Annotated in this window: 27 protein-coding genes and 1 pseudogene; 9 read left to right on the top strand and 19 right to left on the bottom strand. The window is 72.6% G+C overall.

The genetic code is table 11. From position 1 onward, the window contains the following. Positions 1-104: 104 nt before the first annotated feature. Positions 105-1,016: a LysR family transcriptional regulator gene (locus ACZ4UB_RS12685; protein ID WP_468070163.1), complete on the bottom strand. Its 912-nt coding sequence runs from the start codon at positions 1,014-1,016 to the stop codon at positions 105-107. Between the two features lie 209 nt (positions 1,017-1,225). Here ACZ4UB_RS12685 and ACZ4UB_RS12680 point away from each other — a divergent pair, with 209 nt between their 5' ends. Both ACZ4UB_RS12680 and ACZ4UB_RS12675 read left to right on the top strand, forming a co-directional pair. Beyond that, entirely contained in the window at positions 1,226-2,119 is an 894-nt protein-coding gene (locus ACZ4UB_RS12680) for an NAD(P)H-binding protein (RefSeq protein WP_468070136.1), read from the top strand. 104 nt (positions 2,120-2,223) lie between these two features. Then, complete coding sequence (locus ACZ4UB_RS12675; protein WP_468070135.1) at positions 2,224-2,589, top strand: darcynin family protein; 366 nt, start codon at positions 2,224-2,226, stop codon at positions 2,587-2,589. Between the two features lie 26 nt (positions 2,590-2,615). On the opposite strand, the pseudogene ACZ4UB_RS12670 reads toward ACZ4UB_RS12675, so the two are convergent. After that, positions 2,616-4,269 (bottom strand): annotated as a pseudogene (locus ACZ4UB_RS12670) (amidohydrolase). Positions 4,270-4,331: 62 nt separating this feature from the next. Continuing rightward, the gene (locus tag ACZ4UB_RS12665; RefSeq protein WP_468070134.1) at positions 4,332-5,060 is read right to left on the bottom strand and encodes a TetR/AcrR family transcriptional regulator; all 729 of its coding nucleotides are present in this window, start codon (positions 5,058-5,060) and stop codon (positions 4,332-4,334) included. Positions 5,061-5,129: 69 nt separating this feature from the next. Between ACZ4UB_RS12665 and ACZ4UB_RS12660 the strand changes: the two genes are divergently transcribed. Continuing rightward, complete coding sequence (locus tag ACZ4UB_RS12660; protein WP_468070133.1) at positions 5,130-6,587, top strand: purine-cytosine permease family protein; 1,458 nt, start codon at positions 5,130-5,132, stop codon at positions 6,585-6,587. A 4-nt stretch (positions 6,588-6,591) separates the two neighbouring features. On the opposite strand, the gene ACZ4UB_RS12655 is transcribed toward ACZ4UB_RS12660, so the two are convergent. Together ACZ4UB_RS12655 and ACZ4UB_RS12650 are read right to left on the bottom strand one after the other, a co-directional pair. Beyond that, positions 6,592-6,912, bottom strand: a complete 321-nt coding sequence (locus ACZ4UB_RS12655) for a hypothetical protein (RefSeq protein WP_468070132.1) — start codon at positions 6,910-6,912, stop codon at positions 6,592-6,594. A gap of 49 nt (positions 6,913-6,961) precedes the next feature. After that, complete coding sequence (locus tag ACZ4UB_RS12650) at positions 6,962-7,504, bottom strand: GNAT family N-acetyltransferase (RefSeq protein WP_468070131.1); 543 nt, start codon at positions 7,502-7,504, stop codon at positions 6,962-6,964. A gap of 275 nt (positions 7,505-7,779) precedes the next feature. On the opposite strand from ACZ4UB_RS12650, the gene ACZ4UB_RS12645 reads away from it, so the two are divergent. The 3 genes from ACZ4UB_RS12645 to ACZ4UB_RS12635 all read left to right on the top strand — a co-directional run bounded on the left by ACZ4UB_RS12645 (position 7,780) and on the right by ACZ4UB_RS12635 (position 11,747). Next, positions 7,780-9,501 carry a hypothetical protein gene (locus ACZ4UB_RS12645; RefSeq protein WP_468070130.1) on the top strand — a complete coding sequence of 574 codons (1,722 nt, stop codon included), beginning with the start codon at positions 7,780-7,782 and terminating at the stop codon, positions 9,499-9,501. A gap of 126 nt (positions 9,502-9,627) precedes the next feature. Next, positions 9,628-10,827: a low temperature requirement protein A gene (locus tag ACZ4UB_RS12640; protein WP_468070129.1), complete on the top strand. Its 1,200-nt coding sequence runs from the start codon at positions 9,628-9,630 to the stop codon at positions 10,825-10,827. 221 nt (positions 10,828-11,048) lie between these two features. Beyond that, complete coding sequence (locus tag ACZ4UB_RS12635; RefSeq protein ID WP_468070128.1) at positions 11,049-11,747, top strand: DUF4232 domain-containing protein; 699 nt, start codon at positions 11,049-11,051, stop codon at positions 11,745-11,747. A 42-nt stretch (positions 11,748-11,789) separates the two neighbouring features. Here ACZ4UB_RS12635 and ACZ4UB_RS12630 read toward each other — a convergent pair whose 3' ends face one another. Continuing rightward, positions 11,790-12,017 carry an Orn/Lys/Arg family decarboxylase gene (locus ACZ4UB_RS12630; RefSeq protein ID WP_468070127.1) on the bottom strand — a complete coding sequence of 76 codons (228 nt, stop codon included), beginning with the start codon at positions 12,015-12,017 and terminating at the stop codon, positions 11,790-11,792. Between the two features lie 127 nt (positions 12,018-12,144). On the opposite strand from ACZ4UB_RS12630, the gene ACZ4UB_RS12625 reads away from it, so the two are divergent. Together ACZ4UB_RS12625 and ACZ4UB_RS12620 are read left to right on the top strand one after the other, a co-directional pair. Further along, a complete protein-coding gene (locus ACZ4UB_RS12625; protein ID WP_468070126.1) occupies positions 12,145-13,269 on the top strand; it encodes a sensor histidine kinase in 1,125 nt (374 codons plus the stop codon). Further along, entirely contained in the window at positions 13,266-13,913 is a 648-nt protein-coding gene (locus ACZ4UB_RS12620) for a response regulator (protein ID WP_468070125.1), read from the top strand. Before ACZ4UB_RS12625 ends, ACZ4UB_RS12620 begins: the two co-directional genes overlap by 4 nt. A 137-nt stretch (positions 13,914-14,050) precedes the next feature. On the opposite strand, the gene ACZ4UB_RS12615 is transcribed toward ACZ4UB_RS12620, so the two are convergent. The 6 genes from ACZ4UB_RS12615 to ACZ4UB_RS12590 all read right to left on the bottom strand — a co-directional run bounded on the left by ACZ4UB_RS12615 (position 14,051) and on the right by ACZ4UB_RS12590 (position 18,165). After that, complete coding sequence (locus ACZ4UB_RS12615; RefSeq protein ID WP_468070124.1) at positions 14,051-14,662, bottom strand: SMI1/KNR4 family protein; 612 nt, start codon at positions 14,660-14,662, stop codon at positions 14,051-14,053. Between the two features lie 96 nt (positions 14,663-14,758). After that, positions 14,759-15,832, bottom strand: coding sequence for a LacI family DNA-binding transcriptional regulator (locus ACZ4UB_RS12610; RefSeq protein WP_468070123.1), 1,074 nt, complete (start codon positions 15,830-15,832; stop codon positions 14,759-14,761). A gap of 179 nt (positions 15,833-16,011) precedes the next feature. Then, entirely contained in the window at positions 16,012-16,566 is a 555-nt protein-coding gene (locus ACZ4UB_RS12605; RefSeq protein ID WP_468070122.1) for a YbaK/EbsC family protein, read from the bottom strand. Between the two features lie 58 nt (positions 16,567-16,624). Continuing rightward, entirely contained in the window at positions 16,625-16,816 is a 192-nt protein-coding gene (locus tag ACZ4UB_RS12600; protein WP_354382169.1) for a hypothetical protein, read from the bottom strand. 152 nt (positions 16,817-16,968) lie between these two features. After that, the gene (locus ACZ4UB_RS12595; protein WP_468070121.1) at positions 16,969-17,445 is read right to left on the bottom strand and encodes a hypothetical protein; all 477 of its coding nucleotides are present in this window, start codon (positions 17,443-17,445) and stop codon (positions 16,969-16,971) included. Positions 17,446-17,568: 123 nt separating this feature from the next. Then, entirely contained in the window at positions 17,569-18,165 is a 597-nt protein-coding gene (locus tag ACZ4UB_RS12590; protein ID WP_468070120.1) for a hypothetical protein, read from the bottom strand. A 295-nt stretch (positions 18,166-18,460) separates the two neighbouring features. On the opposite strand from ACZ4UB_RS12590, the gene ACZ4UB_RS12585 reads away from it, so the two are divergent. Beyond that, a complete protein-coding gene (locus tag ACZ4UB_RS12585) occupies positions 18,461-18,886 on the top strand; it encodes a hypothetical protein (RefSeq protein ID WP_468070119.1) in 426 nt (141 codons plus the stop codon). A gap of 6 nt (positions 18,887-18,892) precedes the next feature. Here ACZ4UB_RS12585 and ACZ4UB_RS12580 read toward each other — a convergent pair whose 3' ends face one another. The 7 genes from ACZ4UB_RS12580 to ACZ4UB_RS12550 all read right to left on the bottom strand — a co-directional run bounded on the left by ACZ4UB_RS12580 (position 18,893) and on the right by ACZ4UB_RS12550 (position 25,988). Continuing rightward, entirely contained in the window at positions 18,893-19,561 is a 669-nt protein-coding gene (locus ACZ4UB_RS12580; protein WP_468070118.1) for an SGNH/GDSL hydrolase family protein, read from the bottom strand. A 155-nt stretch (positions 19,562-19,716) separates the two neighbouring features. Continuing rightward, entirely contained in the window at positions 19,717-20,400 is a 684-nt protein-coding gene (locus tag ACZ4UB_RS12575; RefSeq protein ID WP_468070117.1) for an alpha/beta fold hydrolase, read from the bottom strand. Positions 20,401-20,538: 138 nt separating this feature from the next. After that, positions 20,539-21,915, bottom strand: a complete 1,377-nt coding sequence (locus ACZ4UB_RS12570; protein WP_468070116.1) for an MFS transporter — start codon at positions 21,913-21,915, stop codon at positions 20,539-20,541. Between the two features lie 182 nt (positions 21,916-22,097). Beyond that, complete coding sequence (locus ACZ4UB_RS12565) at positions 22,098-22,724, bottom strand: RlpA-like double-psi beta-barrel domain-containing protein (protein ID WP_468070115.1); 627 nt, start codon at positions 22,722-22,724, stop codon at positions 22,098-22,100. 109 nt (positions 22,725-22,833) lie between these two features. Continuing rightward, complete coding sequence (locus ACZ4UB_RS12560) at positions 22,834-24,639, bottom strand: hypothetical protein (protein WP_468070114.1); 1,806 nt, start codon at positions 24,637-24,639, stop codon at positions 22,834-22,836. Between the two features lie 157 nt (positions 24,640-24,796). Continuing rightward, the gene (locus ACZ4UB_RS12555; protein ID WP_468070113.1) at positions 24,797-25,264 is read right to left on the bottom strand and encodes a GNAT family N-acetyltransferase; all 468 of its coding nucleotides are present in this window, start codon (positions 25,262-25,264) and stop codon (positions 24,797-24,799) included. A 349-nt stretch (positions 25,265-25,613) separates the two neighbouring features. After that, a complete protein-coding gene (locus ACZ4UB_RS12550; protein ID WP_468070112.1) occupies positions 25,614-25,988 on the bottom strand; it encodes a hypothetical protein in 375 nt (124 codons plus the stop codon). Positions 25,989-26,025: the final 37 nt, after the last annotated feature.

Below are 26,025 nucleotides of genomic sequence, written 5' to 3'. Positions count from 1 at the left end.
CCGGACCGACAAGGCGCCACAAACGCTACGCAGTTGCCTTATTGCACCGGTATCGATCACCGATGCGTCCGTTACCCGTCATAACGGCCGGACGTCCGCCTCGCTCACGCGCCTGCGCACAGGGCCCGGCGGACGGTCGTGCGGAGCCAGTGGTGGGCTCCGTCGGCGGTGTGCCGGGGGTGCCAGGCCATGCCGATGGTCAGGTTCGGCAGGTCCAGGGGGATGTCCAGGAGGCGCAGCCCGAGGGCGCCGGCGTCGTGGGTGAGCGGCGAGTCGGCGGCGCCGGCAAGCGCGGCGGGGACCAGGCAGACGAGGTCACTGCGGGCGGCGAGGGTCATCGCGGCCAGGTGACCGGGGAGGACGACGGTGACCCGCCGGTGGAGGCCCCGTTCGGCCAGGGCCGCGTCGAGGGGCCCGGTGAACCGGCCGCGGCGACTGACCGCGACGTGGGGCGCGGCAGCCAGCCGGGCCGGGGTCAGCGGACCTTCGGTGAGCGGATGGCCCGGTCGGACGGCCGCCATCATGCGCAGGGCGACCAGTTCCTCGGTCCGCGTCTCGGGGTCCACGTGGTCGATGGACCCGACCTCCAGGTCGATCCGACCGTCGCGCAACGCGGGTCCGTTCTCCAGCTCCTCGGCCATGATCCGGAAGGAGACCCCCGGCGCCTCACGTTCGGCCAGGCGCAGCAGCCCCGGCGCCAGCGCCGCACCGACCAGGTCGGCGGCCTGGAGGGTGAACGTGCAGCGCAGGCCGGCGGGGTCGACGCTCGCGCCGGGACTGAGCAGCGCGCCCAGGCCGCGCACCACCGCGGCGGCCTCCTCGCGCAGGGCCAGGGCGCGGGGGGTGGGGACCATGGCCTGTCCGGCCCGGACCAGCAGGGGGTCCTGGAGGACGCGGCGCAGCCGGGCGAGGGTGCGGCTCATCGCGGCGGGCGAGGTGTGCAGACGTGCGGCGGCCCGGGTCACGCTGTGCTCGGCCAGCAGGGCGTCGAGCGCGACGGCGAGGTTGGCATCGATGACCGGATCAGGGTTACCGGGGCTACCGGAACGGCCGGGGCCACCGGCACCACGGGGGCTATCAGGGCTGCTCACCAGCATTATTCCATTTCAGTCAATGATTCCATGCCGAAGTTCCCATTGTGGCATCACGGACGCCTCAGCAGCATGGAGGACGTACCGAACGGCCGGCGTACGACCGGCGCACCCGCGAGATCCACGAGGTTTTCATGATCGTCATCACGGCTCCCACCGGGAACATCGGCCGTCACCTGCTCTCCGGGCTCCTGGAGTCCGCCCCCGCCGCGGGCGAGGAACTGCGCGTGATCGTGCGCGACCCCGCCCGGCTCCCGGACGCGGCGCGCGGCCGCGTCGAGGTCGTCGCCGGCTCGCACGCGGACGCCGGGGTCCTCGACCGGGCCTTCGAGGGTGCGGACGCCGTCTTCTGGCTCGTCCCGCCGGACTCCTCCCTGACTCCGCAGGAGGGCTACAGCGGCTTCACCCGCCCCGCCGCCGAGGCGCTCGTCGCCCACCGCGTAGGCCGGGTCGTCGGCGTCTCGGCGCTCGGCCGCGGCACCCGCCTCGCGGAGCGGGCCGGGCTCGTCACGGCCTCCCTCGCCATGGACGACCTCATCGCCGGCACCGGGGTCGCCTACCGGGCCCTGGCCAACCCGTCCTTCTTCGAGAACCTCCTGGAGGAAACCGACTCGATCCGTGAGAAGGGCGTCTTCACCGACTCCGCCGACGCCGACCGCAAGGCCCCCTTCGTCGCCGTCGCCGACATCGCGGCGACCGCCGCCCGGCTCCTGCTCGACCGTACGTGGACCGGAACCGGCAGCGTCCCGGTCCTCGGACCGCGGGACCTGTCCCCCAACGACGTCGCCCGCATCCCGACCGAACAGCTCGGCCGTCCCGTCCGATACGAACGCCAGTCGTTCGACGAGATGCACGCCGCCCTCATCGGCTACGGCCTCAACGAGGCGTTCGTCCAGGGCGTGGTCGACATGAAGCGGGCTAAGGACGAGGGCCTCGACGCCGGCGTGACCCGCACTCCGGACACCACCTCCCCCACGACGTTCGAGCAGTGGTGCACCCGGACCCTCGTGCCCGCCGTCCTCTCCTGACACCGGCACCCCGTTCGCGTTCCCGCTCCCGCTCACGCTCTCGTTCTCGTTCTCGTTCTCGTTCTCGTTCTCGTTCTCGTTCTCGTCGCATTCGGAGGAACCCCATGCCCGATCAGAAGACCGAACCGCCCGTCACGGCGTTCATGCTCGTCAAGACCAAGCCCGAGTGGCTCGCCCTGACCGTCCAGGAACGCATGGACGCCTTCACCACCGAGGTCCGCCCGGCCATCGAGGCCAAGACCACCGGCGTCCGGTCGCGCTTCTACGACACCGAGTTCTACTCCGCGCGCGTCACCGACGTCTGGGTGTGGGAGGCCGAGGACCACCACGCCTACCAGCTCCTCGTCGACGCGCTGCGCGAAACCCCTTTCTGGGACCGTTACTTCGAGGTCGTCGACCTCCTCGTCGGCACCGAGAACGGCTACGCGCGGACGTACGGCCTCGAACCCGTGGCCACCATCACCACCTGACGCACCCCGCGCGGCAGCGGTCCCCGCTACAAGCCGGGGTGGCGGTGGGTCGGTCGGCCGTCGAGGACGGTGAGCAGTACGGGGAGGTCGGGCAGGTCCGTCGCGGAGGTGGTGAGCGGGTCTCCGCCGAGGACGGTGAGGTCGGCGCGGTGGCCGACGGCGAGCCGGCCCGCCTCGTGCTCCTCCCCCGCGGCACGGGCGGCGTTGACCGTCATGCCCTGGAGGGCCTCCCGTCCCGTCAGAGCCTGTTCGGGGGCGTGCGGGGGCTGGCTGAGGTCACGGGCCGGGCGCCGGTGACGGGCACCCGCCATGACGCCCAGGGGCGGGAAGGGGGCGATGGGCCAGTCGGAACCGAGCACGACGGTGGCGCCCGAGTCCCACAGGTCGCGGCAGCGCCAGGCGCGTGCGGCCCGCTCCTCCCCGAGGCGGCGCGACCAGTTGTCCGTGTGATCGGCGCGGGTGAAGTCACAGCAGTGGGTGGGCTGCATGGACGCGAGGACGCCGAGCCCGGCGAAACGGTTCAGGGTGTCGTCGGGAACGGTCTCGATGTGCTCGATCCGGTGCCGGATACCACTGTCCCGGCCGTCCCCGCCGCCCCCGGTGATCCCCGCGGCGCGCGCCTTCTCGACGGCGTCGAGTGCGTGCCGTACGGCCGCGTCGCCGATGGCGTGCGTGGCCGTCGGCACGCCGGCCCGGTGGAACGCTCCGATCACTTCGGTGTAGACGGCGGGATCGGGCCAGAAGGCGTGCGTGGACTCGCCGTGGCAGTCCGGGCGCTCCAGCCACGCGGTGCCGTTGTCGATGGTGCCGTCCATGAACAGCTTGATCCCGGCGACGCGCCACAGCCGACCGCCCGTGCCCTGCTGGTCGACGAGCGCGCGCACCCCGTCCGCGTCGGTGCCCGGCTGACACCAGGGCGCCACCCGCAGGCGCAGCGGGAGTTCGTCCGCCGCATCGAGCTCGGCGAGGAGGTCGAGGCTGGTCCCGTTGGCGTCCATGACGTGTCCGCCGGTCAGCCCGGCCGCGGCCATGGACCGCAGCGCCGCGGCGAGCCGGTCCCGTTGTTCCTGCCGGGTGGGTCGGGGGGGCGACGCGCTGGACGAGCTCGCAGGCGGCCTCCTCCAAGAGCAATCCGGTCGGCCGGCCGCGCTCGTCGCAGACGACCTCGGCGGACCCCTGGTCGAAGGTGCGCGGCCCGTCCACGCCGGCCAGTTCCAGGGCGCGGCGGCTCGCGAGCGCCGAGTGCGCGTCGAAGAGGAGGAGGAACGCGGGAACGCCGTCGAGCACCGCGTCGAAGGGAGCGGACCCCACGGGGACGTCGCCGAAGACGTTCGGGTCGAGCCCCCACCCGGACAGCCATTGCCCGCGCTCCAGCCCCCGCGCCTCGCGCGCCAGCGCCTCGCGCACGTCCGCCAGGTCGCGACAGCCCGACAGGTCGAGCCCGTGGGTGAGTTCGGCCCCGGAGACGGGGTGGACGTGACCGTCCACGAGCCCCGGCGTCACCACGGCCCCCTTGAGGTCGACCACCGTGGTCGCGGAGTCCGCCAGCGCACGGATCTCACGGTCGTCGCCGAGGGCGGCGATCCGTCCACCGCAGACCGCCAGGGCCGTCTCCGGCAGGAAGGCACCGGTGACCGGGTCGAGCAGGCGGGCGGAGAGCAGAACGAGGGTCGTGCGCACAGCGACTCCAGGGCGATCGGGCGATGCGGGGATCGAGAGGGGTGGGACCGGAAGGGCGGGGGTCAGTCGGATGAGTCGGGGGCCTCGGCGTCGTTCGATCCGTCTCCGCCGGTACGGGCCCCCGCATCCCCCGCGGCCCCAGCGGCCCGCTCGGCGCGCAACGCGCCGCTCGGCAGGCCGAGTTCGCGTTCCGCGGTCGTCACCGCCATCCAGGTCACGGCGTCGGGGCGGTCGTTGCGCGCGCCGGTGTTGGCGTGGGCGCCGAGGCCGTCGAGGACGACCAGGATCTGGATCGTCGTCGCGTACGGGTCCTCGGTACGGAACTCGCCCCGCTCGATCCCCCGGCGGAGCAACGCCTCCAACCTCCCGCGCCAGGCCGCCTCCTGTTCGCTGACGCGCGCGCACAGCACGGGCCGATAGCGGCTGAGGTGGCGTGCGTTGATCCAGAGCCGGCTGATGTCGTCGTACGCGTCCCCCGAGGTGCGCGCGAGGAACCGGGCCAACTCCCGCGTGGGCCCCTCCCCCTCGACCCCGCCGACCCCCTGGACCGGCAGTAGAGCGTCCAGTTCGGCGCCGGCCGCGTTCCCGAACGCCTCCGCGACGAGGTCCTCCACCGAGGGGAAGTAGTGGCTGATCAGGCCCGGCCTGACCGCCAGTTCGTCGGCGATCCGCCGCAGGGTGACGCACTCCAGTCCCTCGGTCAGCGCCACGGCCGTGGCGGCATCGACAATCTCCGCCCGCCGGGCCTCGGGGGACTTCCGGATCCGTTTGCGCTGAACGCTTGACGACATACCGGGGATGCTATTGAGTGTGCGACCAATAAGCAAGCAGGTGGCTACGCCCAGCGCTCGGAGGTCCTCATGGCGTCCACGGTTCCCGACCCCCGCCCCGGTACGCACGGCAGTTCCGGCGCGGTGCGGGCCGCGCCGGAACGCACGGGCGGGATCGAGGCCCACGGCATCGATCACATCCCCGACGCGGCACGCCACGGCCGACCGCGCGACCTCTTCACCGTCTGGGCCGCGGCGAACGTGAACTACCTCAGCCTGGTCGTCGGCGGCGCCCTCGTCCTCATGGGACTCAGCCTGTGGCAGGCCGTCGCCACGATCGTGGTGGGCAATCTGTTCTGGCTGCTGACGGGGCTGCTCGCGGTCTCGGGGCCGGCCTCGGGCACCCCCAGCGAGGTGATCACGCGGGCGCTGTACGGCGTCCTCGGCAACCGGGTCAACAACGCGATCGGGGGGTGGCTCGTCTCCGTCTGCTACTTCGCCCTCAATCTGGCCGCCGCCGCGACCGCCGCGTTCTCCCTCGCCGATCGGGCCGGGATCACGGCGAGCACGGGCGTCCAGATCGCGATCGTCCTGGGCATCGCCGCCCTCACCTTGGTCATCAGCGTCTACGGGCACGCGCTGATCGTGAAGCTCTACCGGCCGATCACCCTGGTACTCGCCGCCGTCTTCGCCTGCGTGAGCGTCGGCGTCGTGCGACACGCCGACTTCTCCTACCGGCCCGCCACGCCGCTCACCGGCACCGCCCTGTGGGCCGCGCTCATCGCCGGCACCACCTTGGTCGCCTCGGCCCCGCTCTCGTACACGACCAGTGCGGACTTCTCCCGTTACCTCCCGCGCACCGCGTCACGCAGGGCCATCGTGGGCTGGACCGCCCTCGGCGGCTTCCTGCCGGGCATCGTCGTCTGTTCGCTGGGCGCCCTCGCCGCCACCGCGGTCGACATGACCGACCCGCAGAACGCGCTCCAGGAGCTCCTGCCCGGCTGGTTCGCCCCCTTCTTCCTCCTGTCCCTGGTCCTGGGCACGATCGCCCTCAACGCCCTCACCGCCTACAGCGCGGGCCTGGCCCTGCAAGCGGTCGGCCTGCGCATCCGACGCTCCGTCAGCGTCCTCTTCGACGGCTCGGCCGCCGTCGCGCTGACCCTGTACGGACTGCTCGTGTCGAACCTGCTCGACACCGTCAGCAACGCCCTCCAGCTCATCGTCGTACTGATCGGCCCCCTCACGGCCGTGTACGCCACCGACATCGTGCTGCGCCGGGCCCGCTACGACGGCGCCGCCCTGTGCGACGAGACCCGCCGGAGCGACTTCTGGTACACCGGCGGCGTCAACGGGGCGGGCGCGCTGGCCCTCTTGGCGGGTGTGGCGAGCGCGGCGCTCTGCGTCGACACCCTCTACACGGGCCCGTTGGCGCAGCTCCTGGGCGGCGTGGACCTCTCGCTGCCCGTCGGTATGACCGTGGCGTCCGCCCTCTACGTCGCCACCATGCGCAACTCCCCCGGCGTCCGGGCGGCCCGCGCGGGCGGGTGAGCCCTCAGCCCCGCCGGTCCTCGACGGACCAGTCGCCGCCCAGCTCACGGCGCAACGCCTCCAGCGCGCCATCGGCCTCCCGCCGGAACGACGCGTGCTGCTCGCCGGACCAGGGGGAAGGGCCCGCCGGGTCGTCCCAGTCGAGCGAGGACTGGTACAGCTCGGCGAGCCGGCCGAGCTCGCCCCGCAGGACCGCGGTGAGGGGCAGTCGCTCCAGCACGCAGGGGTATCCGTAGGGGCTGTCGAGGCCGGGCCCGACCGACGGGTCGGGCCACAGGGGGGTGTCGACACCGTATTCGAAGAAGAAGCGCAGGCGATGTGGCATGCCCAAGGCTCGCACGCCCCGGTGAGCGGGGGCGCGCGAGGCTTCGGCATCAGGGGCGGTCGAAACCCCAGGTCTGCAGGACGTACGGGCGGCCCTTCTCCTCCCCCTTGATCAAGGGCACGTCGAGGACCCGGAAGCCGGCGCTGGTGGCCACGCCGACGCTGGCGGCGTTCTCGACCTCCAGCTCCAGGATCACCCGCTCCGCGCCCAGTTCCTCGAAGGCGTAGCCGGCCATCACGCGCACCGCACGGGCGGCCAGGCCCTGGCCCCGGTGGGCGGGGCCGACCGCGTAGCCGAGTTCCGTGCCCTCGGGGGCGCGCTTGAGCATCACCTCGCCGAGCGGTGCACCCCCGTCGACGGTGATGGCGAGCAGGATGGCCGTACCGTCCGTACGGAGCTTGCGGGCCCGGTCCAGTCGGGTCCGGGCGGCCTCGTCGTCGAAGGGGGAGACGATCGGCGTCCAGTAGGCGATGTCCGGGTGGTCGAACAGCGCGGGCATCGCCGCCAGGTCGGACTCCGTCCAGTCACGCAGGACCAGGCCCTCCCCCGTCAACTCGACCCGGTCGGGAAAGGACGGCGTGGCGCTACTCATGCTGGGGAACCTCCGCGGCTGGTACAGGACGAGGCAGGATATCCGGGAGCCCGCCATCGTTTCTCCGGATTATCCGGCAACCGGCACCGGCGGCCAGCACCCGTGCCCGGGCCCGGGCCCGGCCCGCACCCTCGATCGTCGCTTCACTAAGTTGACACCCCTGCGCCATAGGAACCCAAGGTGAGGGCTTGGCTGGATCCGGCACGGGGCCGTCCCTAGGGTGAAACCACTGCCGCTCGCCCCCGTCCCCTCCACCCCACCCAGAAGGCGCCACGATGCCCTCACCAGACTGCGTCGGAAACGCACCGCCGCCCTCCAATCCGCCGTCGGACGTGGCGGGCCGACGCCGCCGGCTCTACGTGGGTGAACAGCAGCAGGGCGAGGGCCGGCCGGAGCCCCGTTTCGTCGACGCGGTCATGCTCGCGCCGGGCATCGCCTGCACCGACGCGCCCGTGACGGACTTCCTCGCCGCCGACGCCCCCGGGGACACGTACTTCGCGCGCCGCCATGCCGGCGCCCCCGGGCAGTGGATCACCACCAAGGGGCTGGAGAAGACCTTGATCCCCCTGGCCGAGACGCTACGCAAGCACCGGGGAACCGACAAGGAACGCCGTCTGGCGGGCGGCTTGTCCTTCACCGCGTACGCGGGCCGTCTGCTGTCGCTGATGCGGGAATCCCCGACCGGTGAGGAACTGGCCGCGACCCTACCGAAGCTGCGTACGGTCTCCCACGACTACGGTCGCACGGGCACCGGCCAGGAGTTCCAGGAGTACGACCCCCAGGCGCTCGTACGCCCGGCCCCCGACATCCGGGTGGTCATCGCCAGCGGCGGCCGCGACCTCCGGGAGATGTCCGTCGTGCCGCTCGACCCCGCCGCCGCCCGCGACGGCCGGGGCAGCGCCGCGCTCGTCGCCCTCCCCTACGCCACGGTGATGCAGATCGGCGGCGTCTCGCGGTCGTTCCTGTGGGCCCCGGAAGTCATGCTGGCCAGCCTGCTGTGTCACGCGTCCCACATGCTGGCCGGTGCGTACGACGACACCCCCGTGGAGGTTCCGCACACCATGACCCCCGGCGCCTTCCGCACGTACGCCACCACGCGCAGCGCGGCCATCGCGCTCGGCAGCAAGACGGCGGTGCGCCACGCCCTGCTGGGCGCGTCCGGCGTCTCGTTCCTCCAGCGCGACGATTTCGTCCGGATACCGGCCTTCGAGTCCGCGGCCCGCAAGGCGCTGGAATGCGCGCCGATCCGGAAGGACGCGGAGAACATCGAGACGGCCGCCGCCCGTCGCGTCGTCTGGCGGTTGAACGAGACCTCGGTGGCGAAGGAGTTGGGCTACACCCCGCGCAAGAGCCACGAGCAGTCCGGGACGGCCGACTACTCCCAACGCGCGCTCCTGGTGCGGCCGGAGGAGCTGGCCGCGGACAAGACGCTCGTCGACAGCCCCTACTCGGCGTGGACCAAGGGGAAGGTCGGCGCTCCGGGTTCCTTCGACGGTTTCAAGAGCACCTGGGACACCGCTTGGGGATACGCGATGTACCTGGACTACCCGCTGGTCCTGGCCAAGCAGCTCGTCAACAAGCTGGCGCTCGGCACCTCCCCCATCCCCGGCGCCGTTGCCAGCCCCGTTCTCAACGCGTACCGGCTGGCGAACAGCGTCCGCATGGCCACCCACTACATCGGTGCGCAGAAGACCGACCCCCTCGCCAAGCCCGACCTACCGACACCCGGACCCGATTCCATCAACACGCTTGTGCCGCAGGGCGGTTGCGAGACTCCCCCGGACCTCGTGCACGAGCGCCGACCCCGCCCCCTCGGCGACGCGCTCGACTGGACGCAGCGCAAGATAGCCGCTCCCATCGCCCGCGGGGTCGTCCCCTTCTGGGGCACCGCGGCGACCACGGCCCGAGTGGCCGCTCCCCTGGCAACCGCCGCGGCCCCGCGCGAGCACCGCGCCGAGATCCGCGAGAAGACCCGGCGCCTCCTCCCGCGCCTCTGACGACCCCCGTCGCCGCGGGGTGGTCGGGGTCTCTTTTCGGGCAAGCGCGATCTTCCTCCGAAAGCGGCCGTGCCCGGGGGAACTTCTCCTGGACAGCGGTGTCTTGGCCTTGATGGAGTGGCCGGCATGTCCAAGCTCCACCCTGAGGCCGAGCGGCGAGTCAGCACGCTCGAGTTGTTCTTCGACCTGGTCTTCGTGTTCACGATCACGCAGTTGACCGTGATGCTCGCGCACGACCTGACCTTCGCCACCGCGGGTCGCGTCGCGCTGATCTTCATCGTGCTCTTCTGGATGTACGGCGCCTACGCCCACCTCACCAACCAGGTGCCGCCCGACCGCACCTCGCGGCGGCTGCTGCTCCTGCTCGGCATGGGCGGGTTCCTGGTGTGCGCCCTGTCCGTCCCGCGGGCCTTCGGCGACACGGGGGCCGGTGTGGCCTTCGGGCTGGGCTACCTCCTGGTGGTCGTGGTGCACGGAGCCCTGTACTCCCGCAGCCACGGCCGCAACGTGCTCTGGTACGCGATACCCAACTGCCTGGCCGCCCTGTCCGTCACCGCCGCGGGCCCGGCCGTCGGGGTCGTCGCGCACGGCCTGTGGGTGGTGGCCCTGGTGCTGCAGTTCGTCACGCCCTACGTGGCCCAACTCGCCCCCGGGCGCACGGACGGCGACGCCGCCGTCGAGCTGCGCAGCCAGCTCGGCGGGCTCGACCCGGCGCACTTCGTCGAGCGGCACGGGCTGCTGCTGATCATCGCGTTCGGCGAGTCGGTCGTGGCGATCGGCATCGGGATCGGTGACATGGCGATGTCGGTCGGGGTCGCCGGCGGCACGTTCCTCACCCTGGCCCTGGTGGCCGCGCTGTGGTGGACCTACTTCGTACGGGACGAGAGCGCCGCGGAGGCCGCCTTCCGCGGTACGGCGGTGCCGGATCGCTTCGCGCTGGCGATGCGGGCCTTCTACTACTCGTTCCTGCCGATGCTCCTGGGCATCGCCTGCCTGGCCGCCGGGGTCAAGAAGGTGCTCCCGCACCTCGGCGAGCCCTTGCACGTCGCCCCCGCCGTATCGCTGGCGGCCGGTGTGGCCCTGTTCCTCGCCGGCGAGGTCGCCTTCCGCGCCACGCTCCGGCTGCGGCCCCTCGCGTATCGTGCGGCCGCCGTACCGGTCGCGCTCCTCACCGTGCCGGTCGGCCACCTCCTCTCCGGGCTGGCCCAGCTCGTCGCCCTGGTCGCGGTGGTGGTGGCGATGCTCATGGCCGAGGACCGCTGGGCCACGGCGTCCGGTGTGCCCGCCGACCCCGAAGAGCAGCCCGTGCCGGCCGGCCGGCAGTGAACTGGCCACGTTGAGTGACAGCGGTCCTCCGGGCAGCGCCGCCCGGGACGGCGGCTCGGTGGTGGGGGCCTGGTGTGGACGTCGGTCGCTGGTCGCTGGTGCGTATCGGGCTCGTTACGGAACCGCCACAGCGCGGCGGCGGCGAGAACCGTCGGGGAAGTGGTGCTGTGTTCACCGGTGCGTGCCGGTGTAGGGCCGGTCGTGAACCTCGGGGAGAGCTCATGCGGTACTCATCAGGTGTCCGGCGGACCGCGGCAGCGCTGGTGGCAGCGGCGGCGGTCACCGCCTTCGCCGGAGGCTGTACGCCGTCCGGGAGCGACGGCGCGGTCGCCAAGCCGTCGGGCGGGGCCACGGCTTCGGCATCGTCCACGCCGACCGCGCCGACCGCGCCGACCGCGCCGACCGCCAGCTCTTCCCCCGCCGGGGCCGGTGCCCCCACCGCCAGCCATTCGGCACCGCCGCCGGCGGGTGGCGGGAAGCCCTGCACGGCCGACCAGGTCAAGGTCTCCGACGCCCACCAGGCCGACGTCCGGCCGCCGGGTACGGGGACGGGCGCCGCCCTGGTCTCGGTCACCAACTCCTCGACGCACGCCTGCACGCTGCGCGGCTTCCCGACCGTCGCCGGAGCCGGCAACGGCTCCCCGGAGCACAACTCCCCGCTCGCCACCACCCCCACCGGCTCCCCCGCCACCGTCTCGCTGGCCCCGGGGGCCCGCGCCTGGACGAAAATGACCTTCGTCAACGTCCAGGGCGAAGCCGACGGCTACTGCGTGTCCGGCGCCAAGCCCGTCACCTTCCCGACGCTCGTCATCGGTGTCCCCGGAGCGGGCGCGCACCAGATCGCCATGGACGACGGCGTCTTCGCCGAGTGCGACAACAAGGTGACCGTCACCGCCTTCTCGTCGGCCAAGCCCTCCTGAGAACCGCCGTCGTGGATCAGGCGTCCCCTCGGACGCATTCGATCAGCTAGTCGCCGTCCTCCGGGACTCGCCGGGCATCGGTACGGGGATGCCCGGCGGGGGCACCGTGACCATCGCCGCGGCCACCCGGCCGGCGGCCTCCACCTCGGCGCGCCGCACGAGGTTCAAGGGGCCGCCCTGCGGCTGGCCGATGTGGCCGGACGTCCAGGTGTCCGGTTGTCCGGTGACGGTCTTGACGCGGAGAAACGTGGCGAGATGCACTAAGCGCACGGAACCCGCCCATTCAGGGGGTGCCGGTCCGGGCACCGGTGCGTGCGCTAGTGGGGGCTAGTCGCGTCGGGGGGATCTCGTCACACGGGGGGTGTCAGTGGGGCTTCAGCGTGCACGGCGGTCCGCCGTGAAGGCCGCAGCATTGTTCCGGATCGCGCACCTCGTGTACGCGACCGATGTCGTGGGCGCCGTCGCGCTCGACTGGCGGAGCATCGGTCTGCTGGCCGCCGTGGCCGCCGTCACCGTGTTCGTCTACGGCTCGGCCCTCCTGCGCGGCGGGTTCCGACCGTCGGGGGTCTGGGCCGACGTGCTGCTGACCGGCTGCCTGCTCCCGTGGGTGGCCGTGGCGGCCATCGGCGACGGCCCGACGGTGGAACCGCACGGCTGGCTGATGGTGCCCGCCCTCTCCGCGGCAGCCGCCGCCGTGGTCACGCTCGGCCGGCGGAGCGCCGCCCTCGCCGTCCTCCTCATGCTGTTCACCTCGCTCGCCGTCCACCAAACGATCGCGACCTCCTCCACGCCGGCCCTCCTCGAACACGTCACGGCGGTCGTCGAGGCCGTGGCCATCGCCGGACCGGGCTGGTGGTACCTGCAGCGTCAGGGGAGGCTGCTGGACATCGCCCAGGAACGGGCCGTCGTCACCGAGAGCGCACGGGCCCGGCAGGCGGAACGGGCCGCGCACCACGCCGCACTGCACGACACCGTGCTCGCCACCCTCACCACCATCGCCGCCGGCCGGGTGGACGTGAACGCGCCGGGATTCCGGGACCGTTGTGCCCGCGAAGCGGCCTACCTCCGACGGCTCGTCCAATCCGGCACCCTCGAAGCACCGCACCGGTACGACGGCCCGCCCGCCCCCGACACGGTCGGTACCGCGGCCGCCCTGGAGGAGGCCACCCGCGCCGCGGAGAGCCTCGGCCTCAAGGTGACCGCTCAGTACGGCGCGGTGCCGGACCTGCCGCACGAAGTCGCCCGGGCCCTGGCCGCGGCGGTGACCGAGGCGTTGAACAACGTGCGCACCCACGCGCGGACCCCGTTGGCCTACCTCACCGTCTTCGCCCGGCCCGGCGGCGTCGAGGTGACCGTGGCCGACCGCGGCGTCGGCTTCGACGCGTCCGCCGAGGGCGGTCGCCGTGCCGGCACCGGACTCAGCCGCTCCGTACACGGCAGGATGGTCGCCGTCGGAGGCAGCGCGGAAGTGGACAGTCGCCCCGGCGAGGGGACCCTGGTCGCATTGCGCTGGCCGGCATGATCGACATCGCGGTGGTCGACGACGACCGCATGCTCCTCGACGGGTTGCGCGCCTGGCTGTCCGGCCAGCACCGCCTGCGCCTCATCGCGACCGCGTCGACGGTCGACGAGCTGTTGGCCCCGCCGGCTCACACCCCCACCGCTCCGGCGCGGTCCGCCGCCGTGGTGCTCCTCGACCTCGTACTCGGGGACGGGTCCCGCCCGGAGGCCAACGTCCGCCGGGTGCGGGCCGCGGGGAGCAAGGTGCTGGTCATCAGCACGATCGCCGACCCCGCCATGGTCGTCGCGGCCGTCGCGGCCGGGGCTGACGGCTACCTCACCAAGGACCACGCGCTGGACACCCTGGTGGAGGCCGTCGAGACCGTGGCCGCGGGCGGTACGGCGCACTCCCCCGAACTCGCCTTCGCCTGGGTGCGGGACACCACCGCGAGCCGGCCGCACCTGGCACCCCGGGAACTCCAGGTGCTGCGCGACTACGCCTCGGGGCTGACGCTCAAGGCCACGGCCCGGCGCGCCGGGATCAGCGTCTACACCGCGAAGTACTACCTGGACCGGGTGAAGCAGAAGTACCGGGACGTGGGCCGACCGGCGTTCACCAAGATCGACCTGGCCCGACGGCTCGACGAGGACGACCGGTCCCGGTGAGGGCGTGACGTGGCGGATCGGTGACGTGGCCGGGATGCGGCGGGCGGTTCTCCGGCGCATGGTTCAGCCCCTCCGGGTGCGCCTGCTCCCAGGCCGTGACCACCCGAAGCGGAATCCGGCCGCGCGGCGGAAGTTCGTCACGGCCGCGCCGCTCCGAGGGTGTCGGCGGCCGGCTCGAAGCGGTGCTCCGTCGGCCTCGACACCTCGTGGAGGTGGCCGAAGTAGCGGGTGCGCGCGGTGGCGTCGAGCACCGCCAGGACGAAGGCGGCGCACCCGGTCGTGTGGTGCTCCCACATCGGGCCGCGCCCCTCGTTGTAGAGGACCGTCCACTCGTCGGGGTGTTGGCCGGGCCGCACGAGCCAGTAGAGGAACGCCCCCGTGCCCTCCTCGAACGCCCACGGCAGTACGCGGGTCCCCGCCTCCAGCAGCTCGGCGGGCTTCGCCTCGCCCGCCTCCCACAGGTAGGCGAGGTCCTCGTCCCGCTCCGCCGTCCGCAGGCGCAAGTCGCAGTCCTGGTAGGCGGAATCGGGGACGAGCAGCCAGATCGTCCCGTCGAAGACGCCGTCGCCGTAGGTCTCGACGAGCCGCTTGTAGTCGGCGGGCAGGGCGACGCCGAGGGCTCGCTCGGTCCCTTCCCAATCCACGGCGGGCGGCGGATCGGCGGGCGGCGGGCAGAACCGGACGAGGGCGTCGACGGCATCGACGCCTTCGGCGGGAACACCGGGCTCGGACGGGGTCGCAGTGGTCACCGGACGGACGCTACTGGAGGCCCGGCGGGCCCCCGTCGGCGGGGCGGCGTCACGGGCCACCGCTCACACATCGGTGCGGACGTTCGCCGCTCACCCTCAGCTGGACTCGCGCACGACCAGGTCCGTCGGGAGGACCCTGCGCGGCTCCTCGCCCTTCGCGGGGGGTGCGGCGGGAGCGGATCCGTACTCCCCCGCGATCTTCTGGAGCAGCAGTCGGGTCATCGTGCGGCCCATCTCCTCGATCGGCTGGCGCACGCTCGTCAGCGGCGGGTCCATCAGCCGGGCCACCGCCGAGTCGTCCACCCCCACCAGGGCGACGTCCTCGGGCACCGTGCGGCCCGCCTCGCGCAGCACGCCGCGCGCGCCCGCCGCCATCACGTCGGAGGCGGCGAAGACCGCGTCCAGGTCGGGGGCGCGTTCCAGCAGCTCGCGCATCGCCGCCCGCCCGCCGGCCTCGGTGAAGTCGGCGGTCGCCACCAGCGCCTCGTCGGGCCCGATGCCCGCTTCGGCGAGCCCCGCGCGGTAGCCGCCCAGGCGCGCGCGGGCCACGTACATGTCCAACGGCCCGCTGATGGTCGCGATCCGGCTCCTGCCCCGCCCGACGAGATGGGCGACGGCCGCCCGACCCGCACCGATGTTGTCGGAGTCGACGTAGTCGACGGGCTCGCCCTCGGAGCGCCGGCCGTTCATGACGACCGGCAGCCCGAGCTCCGCTATCCGGTCCGGCAGCGGATCGTCCCCGTGGACGGATGCCAGCAGGACGCCGTCGACCCGCCGGGCGGCCAGATAGTGCTCGAAGCGCTGCCGCTCGGCGTCGGTCCGTACGAGCGTCAGCAGCAGTTGCTTGTCCGCTTCGGCGAGCTCGGCACTGACCCCGCGGATCAGATCGAGGAAGTACGGCTCCGAGAAGAGCCTGGCCTCGGTCTCCGGAATGACGAGGGCGACCGCGTCGGTCCTCTTGCCGGCCAGCGCCCTGGCCGCCTGGTTGGGCACGTAGCCCAGCTCGGCGACGGCCCGGGCCACGGCCTCCTTGGCCTGCTCGCTCACCCGGGGCGAGCCGTTGATCACCCGGGAAACCGTCCCCCGACCGACGCCGGCCAGGGCCGCCACCTCTTCCAGGGTGGGTCTGCCGTTCTGCCGCACGCTCACGGAACTCCCCTCGTACGCCATCGCGCTCCGCGCCGGGCGCCGGCCCGGTCGACTGAGCGGGCCAGGCGGTGGAAACCCCGACCCGTCGCCGCAGCACACGTTACGCCGATCGAGCCCCATGGGAGCGCTCCCACTCTACCCTCGATCTTGTTTCCCCGGGCCTGCGTTCCAGCCCCACCTCTTGGCCCCGGCCCTGGCCCTCAGCCCGCGAGGCCGTCGATCACCTGTGCGCCGGGGAGTTCCGCGAAGAGCGCGCCGGGGGCGATGAGCTTGCCGCGGCGGCGGCCGCTGCCGATCAGTACGTACGGCGTGTCGACGACCGCGCGGTCCACCAGCAGCGGCCAGTCCGCCGGGAGGCCGATCGGGGTGATGCCGCCGTACTCCATGCCCGTGCGCTCGACCGCCGTTTCCATCGGGGCGAACGACACCCTGCGCGCGTCGAGCCGACGCCGCACGGCGCCGTTGACATCGGCGCGGGCGCCGGAGGGGATCACGCAGGCGGCGAGCGTGGTCGCGCCGCCCCGACGGGCGGCGACGATCACGCAGTTCGCCGACTGGTCGAGGAGCTCCTGCCCGTAGTGCCCCACGAAGGCCGCGGTGTCGGCGATGGCGGGATCGGTGTCGACGTAGACGATCCGCCCGGCAGGGACGGTCCCCCGCCAGGAGCGGATCGCGTCGGCCACCGGGCCGACCAGTTCGTCGAGATGGTCGGGGGCGGGGCGGGCCTCGCCGAAGGGGCCGATGGGAGCGCGCATGCCCCCATTGTGCACGGCCGCCGCGGGGTGGCCGGGGGGCCGCCGCGGAGCGGCCGGGTCAGTTCGCGGGGTGCTGGGTTCCGTGCTGGCGCGGGACCCGGTTCAGCCGGGAAGCCTCCGGCCGGCGATGGGCGGCGGCGCGTCGGCGGCCGGGGAACGGGTTGCGTCGCGCGGGGGCGCTGGGTGCGAGGGCCAGCAGGGCGATGGTGATGAGGACAGCGACGAGGATGAACACGATGGCGAAGGTCATCTTCCTGCCTTCCGTCGAGTACTGGCTGTTGCCTGTAGCTACTTGGTGTAACCAGAATGCGATCTTCTAAACGCCCCGAGGGACGTTTACCTCGCGGACATGCGCAAAGGCCCCCTCAAGGGCCCTTGCGGAACAGGACAGTTCGCGCCGCGTCAGGTGGCGAGGTTCGTCACCAGGGCGAACCAGTCACCGGCCAGGTAGTTCTTCTTCCAGGTGTCGATCCGCTCGGTCGAGATCTTGTACTTCTTGGCGATCTTCTCCTTGGTCGCGTCGGAGTCGTCGGCCAGCAGGATCAGCACGATCCGCACCCGGTCCACCACCGTCAACTCCGCCTCCGGCTTGTCGGGCAGGTCGCCGAACCGGAAGCAGCCGAAGCCACCGGACGTGCCGGGCTTGCCGGGTTCACCGGGCTTACCCGGTCGACCGCCCTTGCCCCCTTCGCCCCCTTCGCCGCCCTCACCGCCGCTGCCGCCCGTGGCGCAGTTGGCGGGCTGCCCCGGCAGGGCCGAGGAGACGGTGCCCGAGGGAGCGTGGGACTGCGCTGCTTGCGCGGCGCACGCCGTGCCGGTGACGAAGGCCAGGGAAGCCGCCGCCAGGACGAGCGGACGCTGCCAGGAGCTTGTGAACATGACGGGGTTCTCCGAATCGGTGAGCGCCTGAGTGGCCGTGCCACCAGCGGGAGTTGTGGGTGAGGGGGAGGTCGGCCGGGGGGAGACTCGAAGGCCTCCCCCCGGTCCGGTCGGGTGGGCCGGTCAGAAGATGCTGGAGCCTCCGGCGCCACCACCACCGCCGATGCCACCGAAGATCCCGCCGTGGCCGCCCTTGCCGCCCTTGCCGCCGTTGCCGCCCTGGAAGACGCCGTTGCCGCCGTGGCCACCCTTGCCGCCGTTGCCGCCCTGGAGGACGCCGTCGCCGCCACCGCCACCGTTGCCGGCGCTGCCGCCGAACAGACCGCCACCACCGTCGCCGCCCTTGCCGCCGTTGCCGCCGATCACGCCCTCGCCGCCACCACCGCCGCCGCCACCGCCACCACCGGTGAGGACACCGGTTCCGCCCTTGCCGCCGTTGCCGCCGTTACCGCCGACACCGGTGACGCTGCCGCCGCCCGACCCGCCGGAACCGCCGCCCCCGCCGATCAGGCCCCCGCCGCCCTCGCCGCCGTCCCCGCCGGCACCACCGGCGGACGGGAAGGCCATGGCCACGTGAGCGGGCATCGGAGCCGCCGACGCCATGGACGCGGGGATCAGGACCCCTCCCGAGATCATGGCCGCCGAAGCGAACAGCGTCGCCAGTCGGAATCCACGGCGGTTGGTACGGACAACGTTGTTGGTGCGCGCCTTACGGTTCATGACCTTCTCCTATGAATGATGAGCGAACGAATGGACTCCCCGATATTCGGGGATCTCTTATCCAGGGATGTTCGGAATTCCTCCGAGGAGGTTTTCCTTCTCTCCCTCGCTGCCTCGTTTCCTTTTCGGTGAGGCCCGCATCACCAGTAAGCCCCACGGCCGCGCGGCGGTCACGCTCCGGAAACTCGGGACTTGACACCCCCCGGAACACCGGCTAAAAGACCTGCACGGCAACCGGGGGGCGCCTCGGAAAAGTCGTTTGGCGTGCCCTCCGGGCACGCCTAACCTCTGGCCCATGATCCAGACGAGGAACGACGAGCTGCGCAGCTACCAGGTGGGGCCCGTACGCGCCGAGCTCCGCACGCTCACGACGAGCGACAATCGCGAGGGCCTGCTCGAAGGCACGCCGCACCTGCACCGCCGCATGAATCTGTTCCGCATCGACAAGGCGATGACGGGCACCGCGCAGGTGTACGTGGACGATCTCGACGGGATCCGGGCCGACGCGGAAGAGCAGGTCGACGAGTGGCTCCCGCGCGAGACGGTCCACGCTCGCCTGACGTCGGGGTGGACGCCCGAGGGAATTGCGGAGTACGGGCACACGGAGCTCTCGGTGATGTGGTTCCAATCGCCCGCACAGGACCCGTTCGCCCGTCTCGCCACGATCCTGGGCCCGCTGGATTGGACCTCGCTCGCCCGGTTCGTACCTTTCGAGGATTGAAAGCCCTCACGCCACCAGACGTAGCCAGGCCGCCGCGAGGGCGGCGTGGCCGGCCGGCGTCGGATGGACGCCGTCCGCGCTCCAGTGCTCCGGCTCGGTCGTCGCCGAGAGCTCGGCGAACATGCCGTCGGCGGCGATCAGCCGAGCGTCGTACCTGCGGGCGAGCCTGCGCACGGCCTGGATCTTCGGGTCCAGGTCCACGCGCCATTCGGTTCGCTCCGCCTCCCCGATGAGCACGGAGCCGCCGCCGGCCTCGACGACGCCGTGGATCGGCAGGAGGAAGGGCTCGATGAGGATCAGCTGCGTGCCCGCCCGGGCGAGGGGGGTCAACAGCCGCCCGTAGGCCGTTTCGAACTCGTCCGCGGAGATCACGTACCCCTTCGGGTCCAGCGTGTGCCACCCCATGTCGTTGACACCGACGAGGATCGACACCACGTCCGGGCGCGCATCGAGCACGTCGGTCTGCCAGCGGGCGGCGAGGTCCCTCACCTTGTTGCCGGCGATCGCGGTGTTCAGCCAGGTCACCGGCCGGTCCGGATGCCGCAGCCCCCACTCGCCCGCGATGCGCAGCGGATAGCCGCAACCGAGGCCGTCCTCGCTCGCCAGTCGTTGGCAGTCGGTGATCGAGTCACCGGTGAACATCACGGTGCTTCCCGCTCGTACAGTGGTCGACATGTGCGCTCCTTGAAACTGAACTCGCCTGTGAACAGGGCCAGTCACAAGGTGTCCGACACCGCCGACAGCGGACCGACGGCTCCCGACACGCCGCCGACACCGCACGCTCCCCGGACCGGTCCCGGCCCGGGGAGCGCAGGTGTGAGCGCAGGAGGTCAGACGCCGCGGGCCGCCGCGCGGATGGCGTCCAGTACCACGTCCGGGTGGGACAGCATCGGCACGTGCGAGGAGTCGACCTCGACCACGGTGGCTCCCATGCGCTCCGCTTCGAAGCGCTGGAGTTCGGGGTCGACGGCGCGGTCCTGCCGGGAGACGACGAACCAGCTCGGCTTGGTCCGCCAGGCCGGGTCGTCCGTCGAGGCCCCCAGTACGGCCTCCCCCGCGGACACCTGGGTCGCCCAGACCAGCTGCTGCTCGGCCTCCGGCAGGTCACCGCAGAAGTCGGAGATGCCGTCGCGGCTGATCCACAGGCGCCCGTCCTCGGCGTCCAGGTGCGAGAACAAGGGCGGCGGGGCGAACTTGCCGAGCAGGTCCTGCGGTGTCTCGCCCGCGTCCGGGGCCAGTGCGGACACGTAGACGAGCCCCGCCACCCGTGCGTCCGTGCCCGCGGCGGTGATGACGAAGCCGCCCCAGGAGTGCCCGACGAGGATCGCCGGGGAGCTGACCCGGGCGAGGGCCCGGCGTACCGCGTCGACGTCCCCGTCGAGCGTGTCCAGGGTGTTCTGCGCGGACACCACCTCGTGGCCCTCCCGCTGGAGGGTCGGGATCAGCTTGCTGTAGCAGGATCCGTCGGCCCACAGCCCGTGGGCGAAGACGATGCTGGGCTTGCTCGGTGCCATGGCTGCGTTCCTCTGTTTCCTCGTCGTGCCCCGCCCCGCGGTCAACTTCTGGTCCCACCGAGTCCACACCAGATCGGGCCCCTCCACCTCCCGGGTGGCCCGTCGCGGGTGGCGGCGCGCCGGGCGCACCCCGGCTGATCAGCGCCTTCGCGTCCGCTCCGCGGCCGGCAGCATGACGGCCGCGCACAGCAGCGCGGCGCACAGGAAGCCGCTCGCGGTGACGAAGGCCACCGGGGTGGCCGTGGCGTCGACGATGCCGGCGGCATCGGCGGAGTCGTCGTTCGCCGTCAGGACCATCGCGCCGGCGAGCGCCAGCCCGACGGCCCCGCCCAGCTGGCGGAGCGTCTGGCGCAGGACGGAGGCGTCGACCCGCTCGCCCTCGGGCACCCGGCGCATCAGCTCGGCGCTCAGCGCGGGCACCGGCAGGCCCATCCCGATCCCCGCCAGGACCATCCCGGGCACCTGCCACGCGTACGTGTGCGACGGGAGGGCCACCGTCCACAGCACCGCGCCGAGCGTGGCCGCCGCCAGCCCGAGCAGCACGGGGATCCGGATGGAGCGGTGGCGGTCCAGCAGGTGCCCGGACAGGAGCGTGCCCACCGTCAGCGCGGCGACCAGGGGCACCAGGGAGAGGCCCGTGGTCAGGAGCGACCGGTGCATGGCCTGCCGGAGGAACAGCGTGCCGTGCACCACCAGGATGAGCTGGGCGGCCTGCACCATGGCCGTGAGCGTCACCGCCACGGCGTACGGGCGGATGCCCAGCAACCGCAGGTCGAGGAAGGGCTCCGGGGAGCGCAGCACGAGGCGCACCGCCACGGCCAGCGACACCGCACCGGAGGCCAGGACGGCGAAGGTCCGCGGGTCCGTGAAGCCCCGGAACCCGCACCAGTAGAGCCCGAGGACGAGCACGGCCACGGACAGGAGCATGAGCAGCGGCGCCACCACGGCGAGCGGTCGCCCCTCCGGTTCCTCTTCGACCCGTGCCCCGGCGGCCAGGCACAGGACCGCGGCGGCGACGGGCACGTTGACGGGGAAGACCGCACGCCACCCGAGGTACTGCGTGAGCAGCGCCCCCACCACGGGCCCGAGCACGAAGAAGACCTGGGCCAGCCCCGCGTAGGTGGCCAGCGCCCGGCCGCGTTCGCGCTCCTCGTACAGGCCCGTGATCAAGGTCGTGGCCACCGGGATCATCAGCCCGGCGCCGGCGCCCTGGAGGGCCCGCATCAGGAGCAGGAAGGGCTCGGCAGCCGGACCGGACGGGGTGAGTCCGCAGCCACCCGAGGCGACGGCGAAGAGCAGGATCCCGAAGCGGAAGGTGGGCAACAGGCCGAAGCGGCGGGCGACCATGCCTCCGACCGGCGCGAACGCGGCCAGCGCGAGGACGTAGACGAGTGCCACGCCGTGCAGTGCGTACGTCGTCAGCCCCAGGCCCCGGGCCATGGGGGCGAGGGCGACCGCGACGACGGTCTGGTCGAGCATGATCATGCCGCCGGCGCAGCCCATGGCGGCGAGCACGAGGCGCCTGCGGGGTGGCCCCGTCCGTTCGCTTGACCCGATGTGTCGCACCGGTCCCCATGCTGGCACGGACGGCGGCGGCGGCGCGGCATCGAACCGGCGTGCGCGCGGCCCGCCCGGCGCGGGAAGAACGCCGGGCGGGCCGCGCGGCCCGCGGAGCGCGGGCGCTCAGCCCAGTGCTCCTACTTCACGAAATGCCACGTCACGTTGATCTGTCCCTCGTCGAGGGAGGCCAGTGCCTGGAAGGCGCCGGGCGTCAGGTCGAGGCCGCCCCGGCCGGCGCCCGGCGCCTCGTCGAGGACGGTCAAGGTGACGGACTTGCCCTTGTACGTGACCACGATCTTCTTGCCGCAGTTCGGGGCCGGATATCCGGACCCGAAGAGCGAGGAATCGATCGCGGCCACGCGGTCGCCGGGGTTGATGTGCTGGCCGCACGCTCCCATCCCGGGCTGGTAGTACGACGCCTTGCCGCTGAATTTCTGCGTGGGCGGTTTCGTCGACTTGGTCGGTGCGGGCGACGGTCCCTTCGTCGTGCTCGGGGCCGGCGTGGGGGCCGGGCCCGTCGTCTTGGTCGGCGTCGGCGTCGGCGCCGCGGGCGGTGTCGTCGAGACCTCCGGGTCCGGTTCGCCGGTGGACCGGGACAGCTCGGTCTCGGTCGGGCTGGGATCCACGGGCTGCCCGGTACCGCTCGACGCCGTGACGGCGATGCCGGTGTCCTCCGAGGCATTGGCGGTGGCGACGGTGACGGCGGCGGCGGCGCCGACGGCCAGCACGGCCGTGACCGCTACTACGGCGATTCTTGGTCTCATGGGTCTCTCTCTGGACTGCGCGTTTCCGGACGGCGAGCGTCCGGTGGGCGCGCCCATGATCACGCGGCCCGCTAATGCTTCACTAACGTCCGCCGTCCGGCCGCGCGGCTCAGCGGATGCAGCCGACGATCCGTACGGAGACCTGCGCGCTGCCCGTGAGTCCGGAGGCCGGGTCGGTGGCGGTGAAGACGAGCGGGTACGTTCCGTCGGGCAGCAGCGGGACGGTGAACCGCCCGGACGCGCCGGCGCCGAGGGTCACCGCGCCGTTCGGTCCCTGGATCTGCCAACTGGTGCGCTGCGGATCGGTGATGAGCTGCTCGCCCGGGTGTGCGCGCGCCGTCCCGGCGAAGCTCTCCTGGCAGCCGCGCCGCAGGCCGGCCCCGCTGCCGGGGGCGTCGATGGTCACCGTCGGCCGCGTGGGCGCGGACGGGGGTGCGCTGGTGCGCGGGGTGTTGCCCGGGCGGCTCGGGGTCGCGGAGGCGGAGGTGCCCGGGGAGTTCGGCGTGCGGGGCGTCGTGGACGGGCTCGCGGATCCGGAGGGGCTCGGCGAGGGTGACGCGCCGGAAGCGGAGGTCGAGGGAGACGGCGTGGCGGCGGGCGGCGCCACCACGTCCAGGGGCGGAACGTCCACCCGGGTCACGGCCGGCGGCGCGGCTCCCCCGGCCGGTTCGGTGGGCTCGGCGTCGATCTTCGCGCAGACGGCCGCGGTGACCATTTCTTGGGAGGCGGGGATGCCCGAGGTGCGCAGCGGCTGGTCGTCACCGCTGTGGGGGTGCGTGTCGAAGTAGCCGTTGCCGGTGCTCGTTTCGCGGTCGCTGTGCTCGATCCACGCCGAGTCGTGGTAGAAGGCGCCGGGTTTCTGCTGGTTGACGCCGGTGACGTGCCACGCCTTCACCTTGGTGCCCGACGGCTCCCCGGCCGCGGGGGCGTCGGCCGTGGCGAAGAGGTAGCCGTCGCCGAAGTAGCGTTGGGGTGCCTCCAGGGCGCCCCGCTCGTTGGCGGCGGGATAGTAGAAGCCGCCGCCCACCACGGAGTGGCCCTTGGGGCAGGTGAGGGTGGAGTCCGCACGGCCGCCCGCGGCGACGGTCACCTTCGCGGTGACGACGGACGCGTCCTTCAGCTTGACGCAGACGGGGCGGGCGCCGACGGCGAAGTTCGACTGCGGGGGCTGCGGATCGAGGATGCGTGTCTTGCGGAGGATGTCCTCGGAGCGGGGCATCGGGAACGACTCGCTGCTGAGTGCGGTGCCCGGGTTGACCGAGACCCTCCAGGGCGCGGCCCAGGTGGTGCCCGGCACCGCCCCGTTGGGTATCAGGGAGTCCAGCGGTACGGGCTGCACGGGGCGTGCGGCGATGATCCGGCCGGCTCTGAACTCGCTTCCCACCATGGTGTACGCGTTGCCGCAGTGCGGGTCGCCGAGGGGGTCGCCGACCGCTTCGACGTAGGGCCCGTCGGTGGTCAGGTCGCGGATGGGTTCGGTGCCGGGCGTACCGAGGATCTTGTTGCCGCGGTCCTTGAAGGCGTGGGCCCGCCAGGTGAAGTCCAGGCCGGGCTGCTTCTCGACCTTGGCGTTGACGCACAGTGCGTACGTCGTCAGGGTGGCGGGTGCGTCACCGGGGTTGTAGGCCACCACCGCCCACGCGGAGGCGCCGAGGAAGTGGCTGCTCGTGGCGAAGCCGGTGCCGGTGACGGCGTAGCCGCCGCCGAGGGCACTCTCGTGCGGCAGGCACGCCGCTGCCGCCGCCTGCTGCCCGCCCGCCCCCACCGTCGCGGTCGTGCTGCGCTGGACCACGGTCACCGGTGTGCCCCGGTTGACCCACCACACGCCCGCGCCGGTCGCCCCCACGACCACCAGCGTTCCGGCGGCCACGGCGGCCGCCGTCTTCGTGGTCAGCGCGCCGGCCCATGTGGCCACCGGTTCTCCCGAGCCCATTGCCGCCGCCCCTCCCGACCGACCGCTGCGACCAGCTCCAACTGGCTTGATTTCAGCGGAGCGTGGGCACTCTAGCGCTCGGCCGGCTCCACTCACAGGGCCGCGGCTGCTCGATTGCGACGTACCTCGGGGGCGATTCTCAGTCGAGGGTGAGGAGCACCTCGTCGATCTCGCCGCCACGGGCCCGGGCGAAGCCGCGGTCACGGCCCGTGAGGACGAACCCGCACTTCTCCAGCACCCTGATCGAGGCGGCGTTGTCCGCCGCGGCACGGGCGTGCATCGGCCGCGCGGCGTCGAGTGCGAGCAGCTCCGCGAGCGCCGCCGTGGCGATCCCGCGCCCCCAGTGGGCGCGGTCGATCCAGTACGTGACCTCGCGCTCGTCCGGTGGTCCGTACGCCGCGACGTGACCCACCACCGCTCCCTCGACCAGCACGGTCCGCATCACGATGCCCGGGTCGGCGCGGATCCGCGCCCAGTGGGCCTCGAACGCCTCGGGGTCGCCGTGGTGGTCGCTGACGAAGGCCGCCATGTGGTGCGCGACCGGGTCGCACGAGTGCTCTCGAAAGGCGGGCAGGTCACTGTCGCGCACCTCGCGCAGGAAGATCATCCAGGGCCTCCTCACCCGACCGGGCCCGGCGGCCCGGTCACACGTCGACTGACCGGACAACCTAGTCCTCCAGTGGTACAGCGGGCCGCGCGCCGGCCCCGGTGATGTCGACGGCAAGCCGCACTACTTCCAGGGCGTCGACTGGGATGACTCCGACGAGGCCGACGGGTACCGGTAAAGACGCGCAGCCCCCGCACGCCCCATCAGCGTGATCCCAGCTCGGCGCCTTCGACCGCTTCCCTCGAGAGGAACCGCACCCCGTTGACCGGTCCTTGCCTGACGCGCCGCCGACACGCCTGGAGGAATCCGGCCGCCTGCCGTGCGATGGCGCCCGTCATCCATGCCCGGTCTACGCCTTGGTCGCAAGCCAGACTTCGTCGGCGTCGCTCACCCCGACGAGTGTGTCTCCATCGAAGTGGATCTGCTTGAGCGCTCCCGCGCTGCGGCCTGTCGCCGCGAGAGCGGCGGTCACCGGGGCGTTCTCGACGCCGGCGATGACCGCGTAGGCGCGGGCCAGCTCCGCCAGTGCGGCCGACGCCTGTCCAGCGGATTTCTCCGCCACGTACCGGGCTTCGGCGCCGATGGCGGCCAGCAGCGCGTCACGGGCTTCGGTTGCGGCGGGCGACTGGACCACCTGGACCTGAATCTGGGCCGGGATCCGCTGCACGCCGTCCTCGGCGGCAGTGGTGGGTTGGTCTTCGCTACCGGTGGGCTGGTCAGCCACGGCCATCTCCAGGTGATGAGCACACTGTTGTTGATGA

This window comes from Streptomyces sp. NPDC028419, from assembly GCF_055565515.1.
The sequence above is the reverse complement of the archived record's forward strand: the minus strand, read 5'-3'. Positions and strand labels throughout refer to the sequence as shown.

What these genes read in the sequence shown, in the direction of transcription:
- ACZ4UB_RS12585 (WP_468070119.1), top strand. Translation starts at nt 18,461, where the DNA reads ATGATCCAGACGAGGAACGACGAGCTGCGCAGCTACCAGGTGGGGCCC.
- ACZ4UB_RS12610 (WP_468070123.1), bottom strand. Translation starts at nt 15,832, where the DNA reads ATGGCGTACGAGGGGAGTTCCGTGAGCGTGCGGCAGAACGGCAGACCC.
- ACZ4UB_RS12580 (WP_468070118.1), bottom strand. Translation starts at nt 19,561, where the DNA reads ATGTCGACCACTGTACGAGCGGGAAGCACCGTGATGTTCACCGGTGAC.
- ACZ4UB_RS12650 (WP_468070131.1), bottom strand. Translation starts at nt 7,504, where the DNA reads ATGAGTAGCGCCACGCCGTCCTTTCCCGACCGGGTCGAGTTGACGGGG.
- ACZ4UB_RS12600 (WP_354382169.1), bottom strand. Translation starts at nt 16,816, where the DNA reads ATGACCTTCGCCATCGTGTTCATCCTCGTCGCTGTCCTCATCACCATC.
- ACZ4UB_RS12575 (WP_468070117.1), bottom strand. Translation starts at nt 20,400, where the DNA reads ATGGCACCGAGCAAGCCCAGCATCGTCTTCGCCCACGGGCTGTGGGCC.
- ACZ4UB_RS12590 (WP_468070120.1), bottom strand. Translation starts at nt 18,165, where the DNA reads ATGAACCGTAAGGCGCGCACCAACAACGTTGTCCGTACCAACCGCCGT.
- ACZ4UB_RS12620 (WP_468070125.1), top strand. Translation starts at nt 13,266, where the DNA reads ATGATCGACATCGCGGTGGTCGACGACGACCGCATGCTCCTCGACGGG.
- ACZ4UB_RS12660 (WP_468070133.1), top strand. Translation starts at nt 5,130, where the DNA reads ATGGCGTCCACGGTTCCCGACCCCCGCCCCGGTACGCACGGCAGTTCC.
- ACZ4UB_RS12675 (WP_468070135.1), top strand. Translation starts at nt 2,224, where the DNA reads ATGCCCGATCAGAAGACCGAACCGCCCGTCACGGCGTTCATGCTCGTC.
- ACZ4UB_RS12555 (WP_468070113.1), bottom strand. Translation starts at nt 25,264, where the DNA reads ATGATCTTCCTGCGCGAGGTGCGCGACAGTGACCTGCCCGCCTTTCGA.
- ACZ4UB_RS12635 (WP_468070128.1), top strand. Translation starts at nt 11,049, where the DNA reads ATGCGGTACTCATCAGGTGTCCGGCGGACCGCGGCAGCGCTGGTGGCA.
- ACZ4UB_RS12595 (WP_468070121.1), bottom strand. Translation starts at nt 17,445, where the DNA reads ATGTTCACAAGCTCCTGGCAGCGTCCGCTCGTCCTGGCGGCGGCTTCC.
- ACZ4UB_RS12640 (WP_468070129.1), top strand. Translation starts at nt 9,628, where the DNA reads ATGTCCAAGCTCCACCCTGAGGCCGAGCGGCGAGTCAGCACGCTCGAG.
- ACZ4UB_RS12680 (WP_468070136.1), top strand. Translation starts at nt 1,226, where the DNA reads ATGATCGTCATCACGGCTCCCACCGGGAACATCGGCCGTCACCTGCTC.
- ACZ4UB_RS12655 (WP_468070132.1), bottom strand. Translation starts at nt 6,912, where the DNA reads ATGCCACATCGCCTGCGCTTCTTCTTCGAATACGGTGTCGACACCCCC.
- ACZ4UB_RS12565 (WP_468070115.1), bottom strand. Translation starts at nt 22,724, where the DNA reads ATGAGACCAAGAATCGCCGTAGTAGCGGTCACGGCCGTGCTGGCCGTC.
- ACZ4UB_RS12665 (WP_468070134.1), bottom strand. Translation starts at nt 5,060, where the DNA reads ATGTCGTCAAGCGTTCAGCGCAAACGGATCCGGAAGTCCCCCGAGGCC.
- ACZ4UB_RS12605 (WP_468070122.1), bottom strand. Translation starts at nt 16,566, where the DNA reads ATGCGCGCTCCCATCGGCCCCTTCGGCGAGGCCCGCCCCGCCCCCGAC.
- ACZ4UB_RS12645 (WP_468070130.1), top strand. Translation starts at nt 7,780, where the DNA reads ATGCCCTCACCAGACTGCGTCGGAAACGCACCGCCGCCCTCCAATCCG.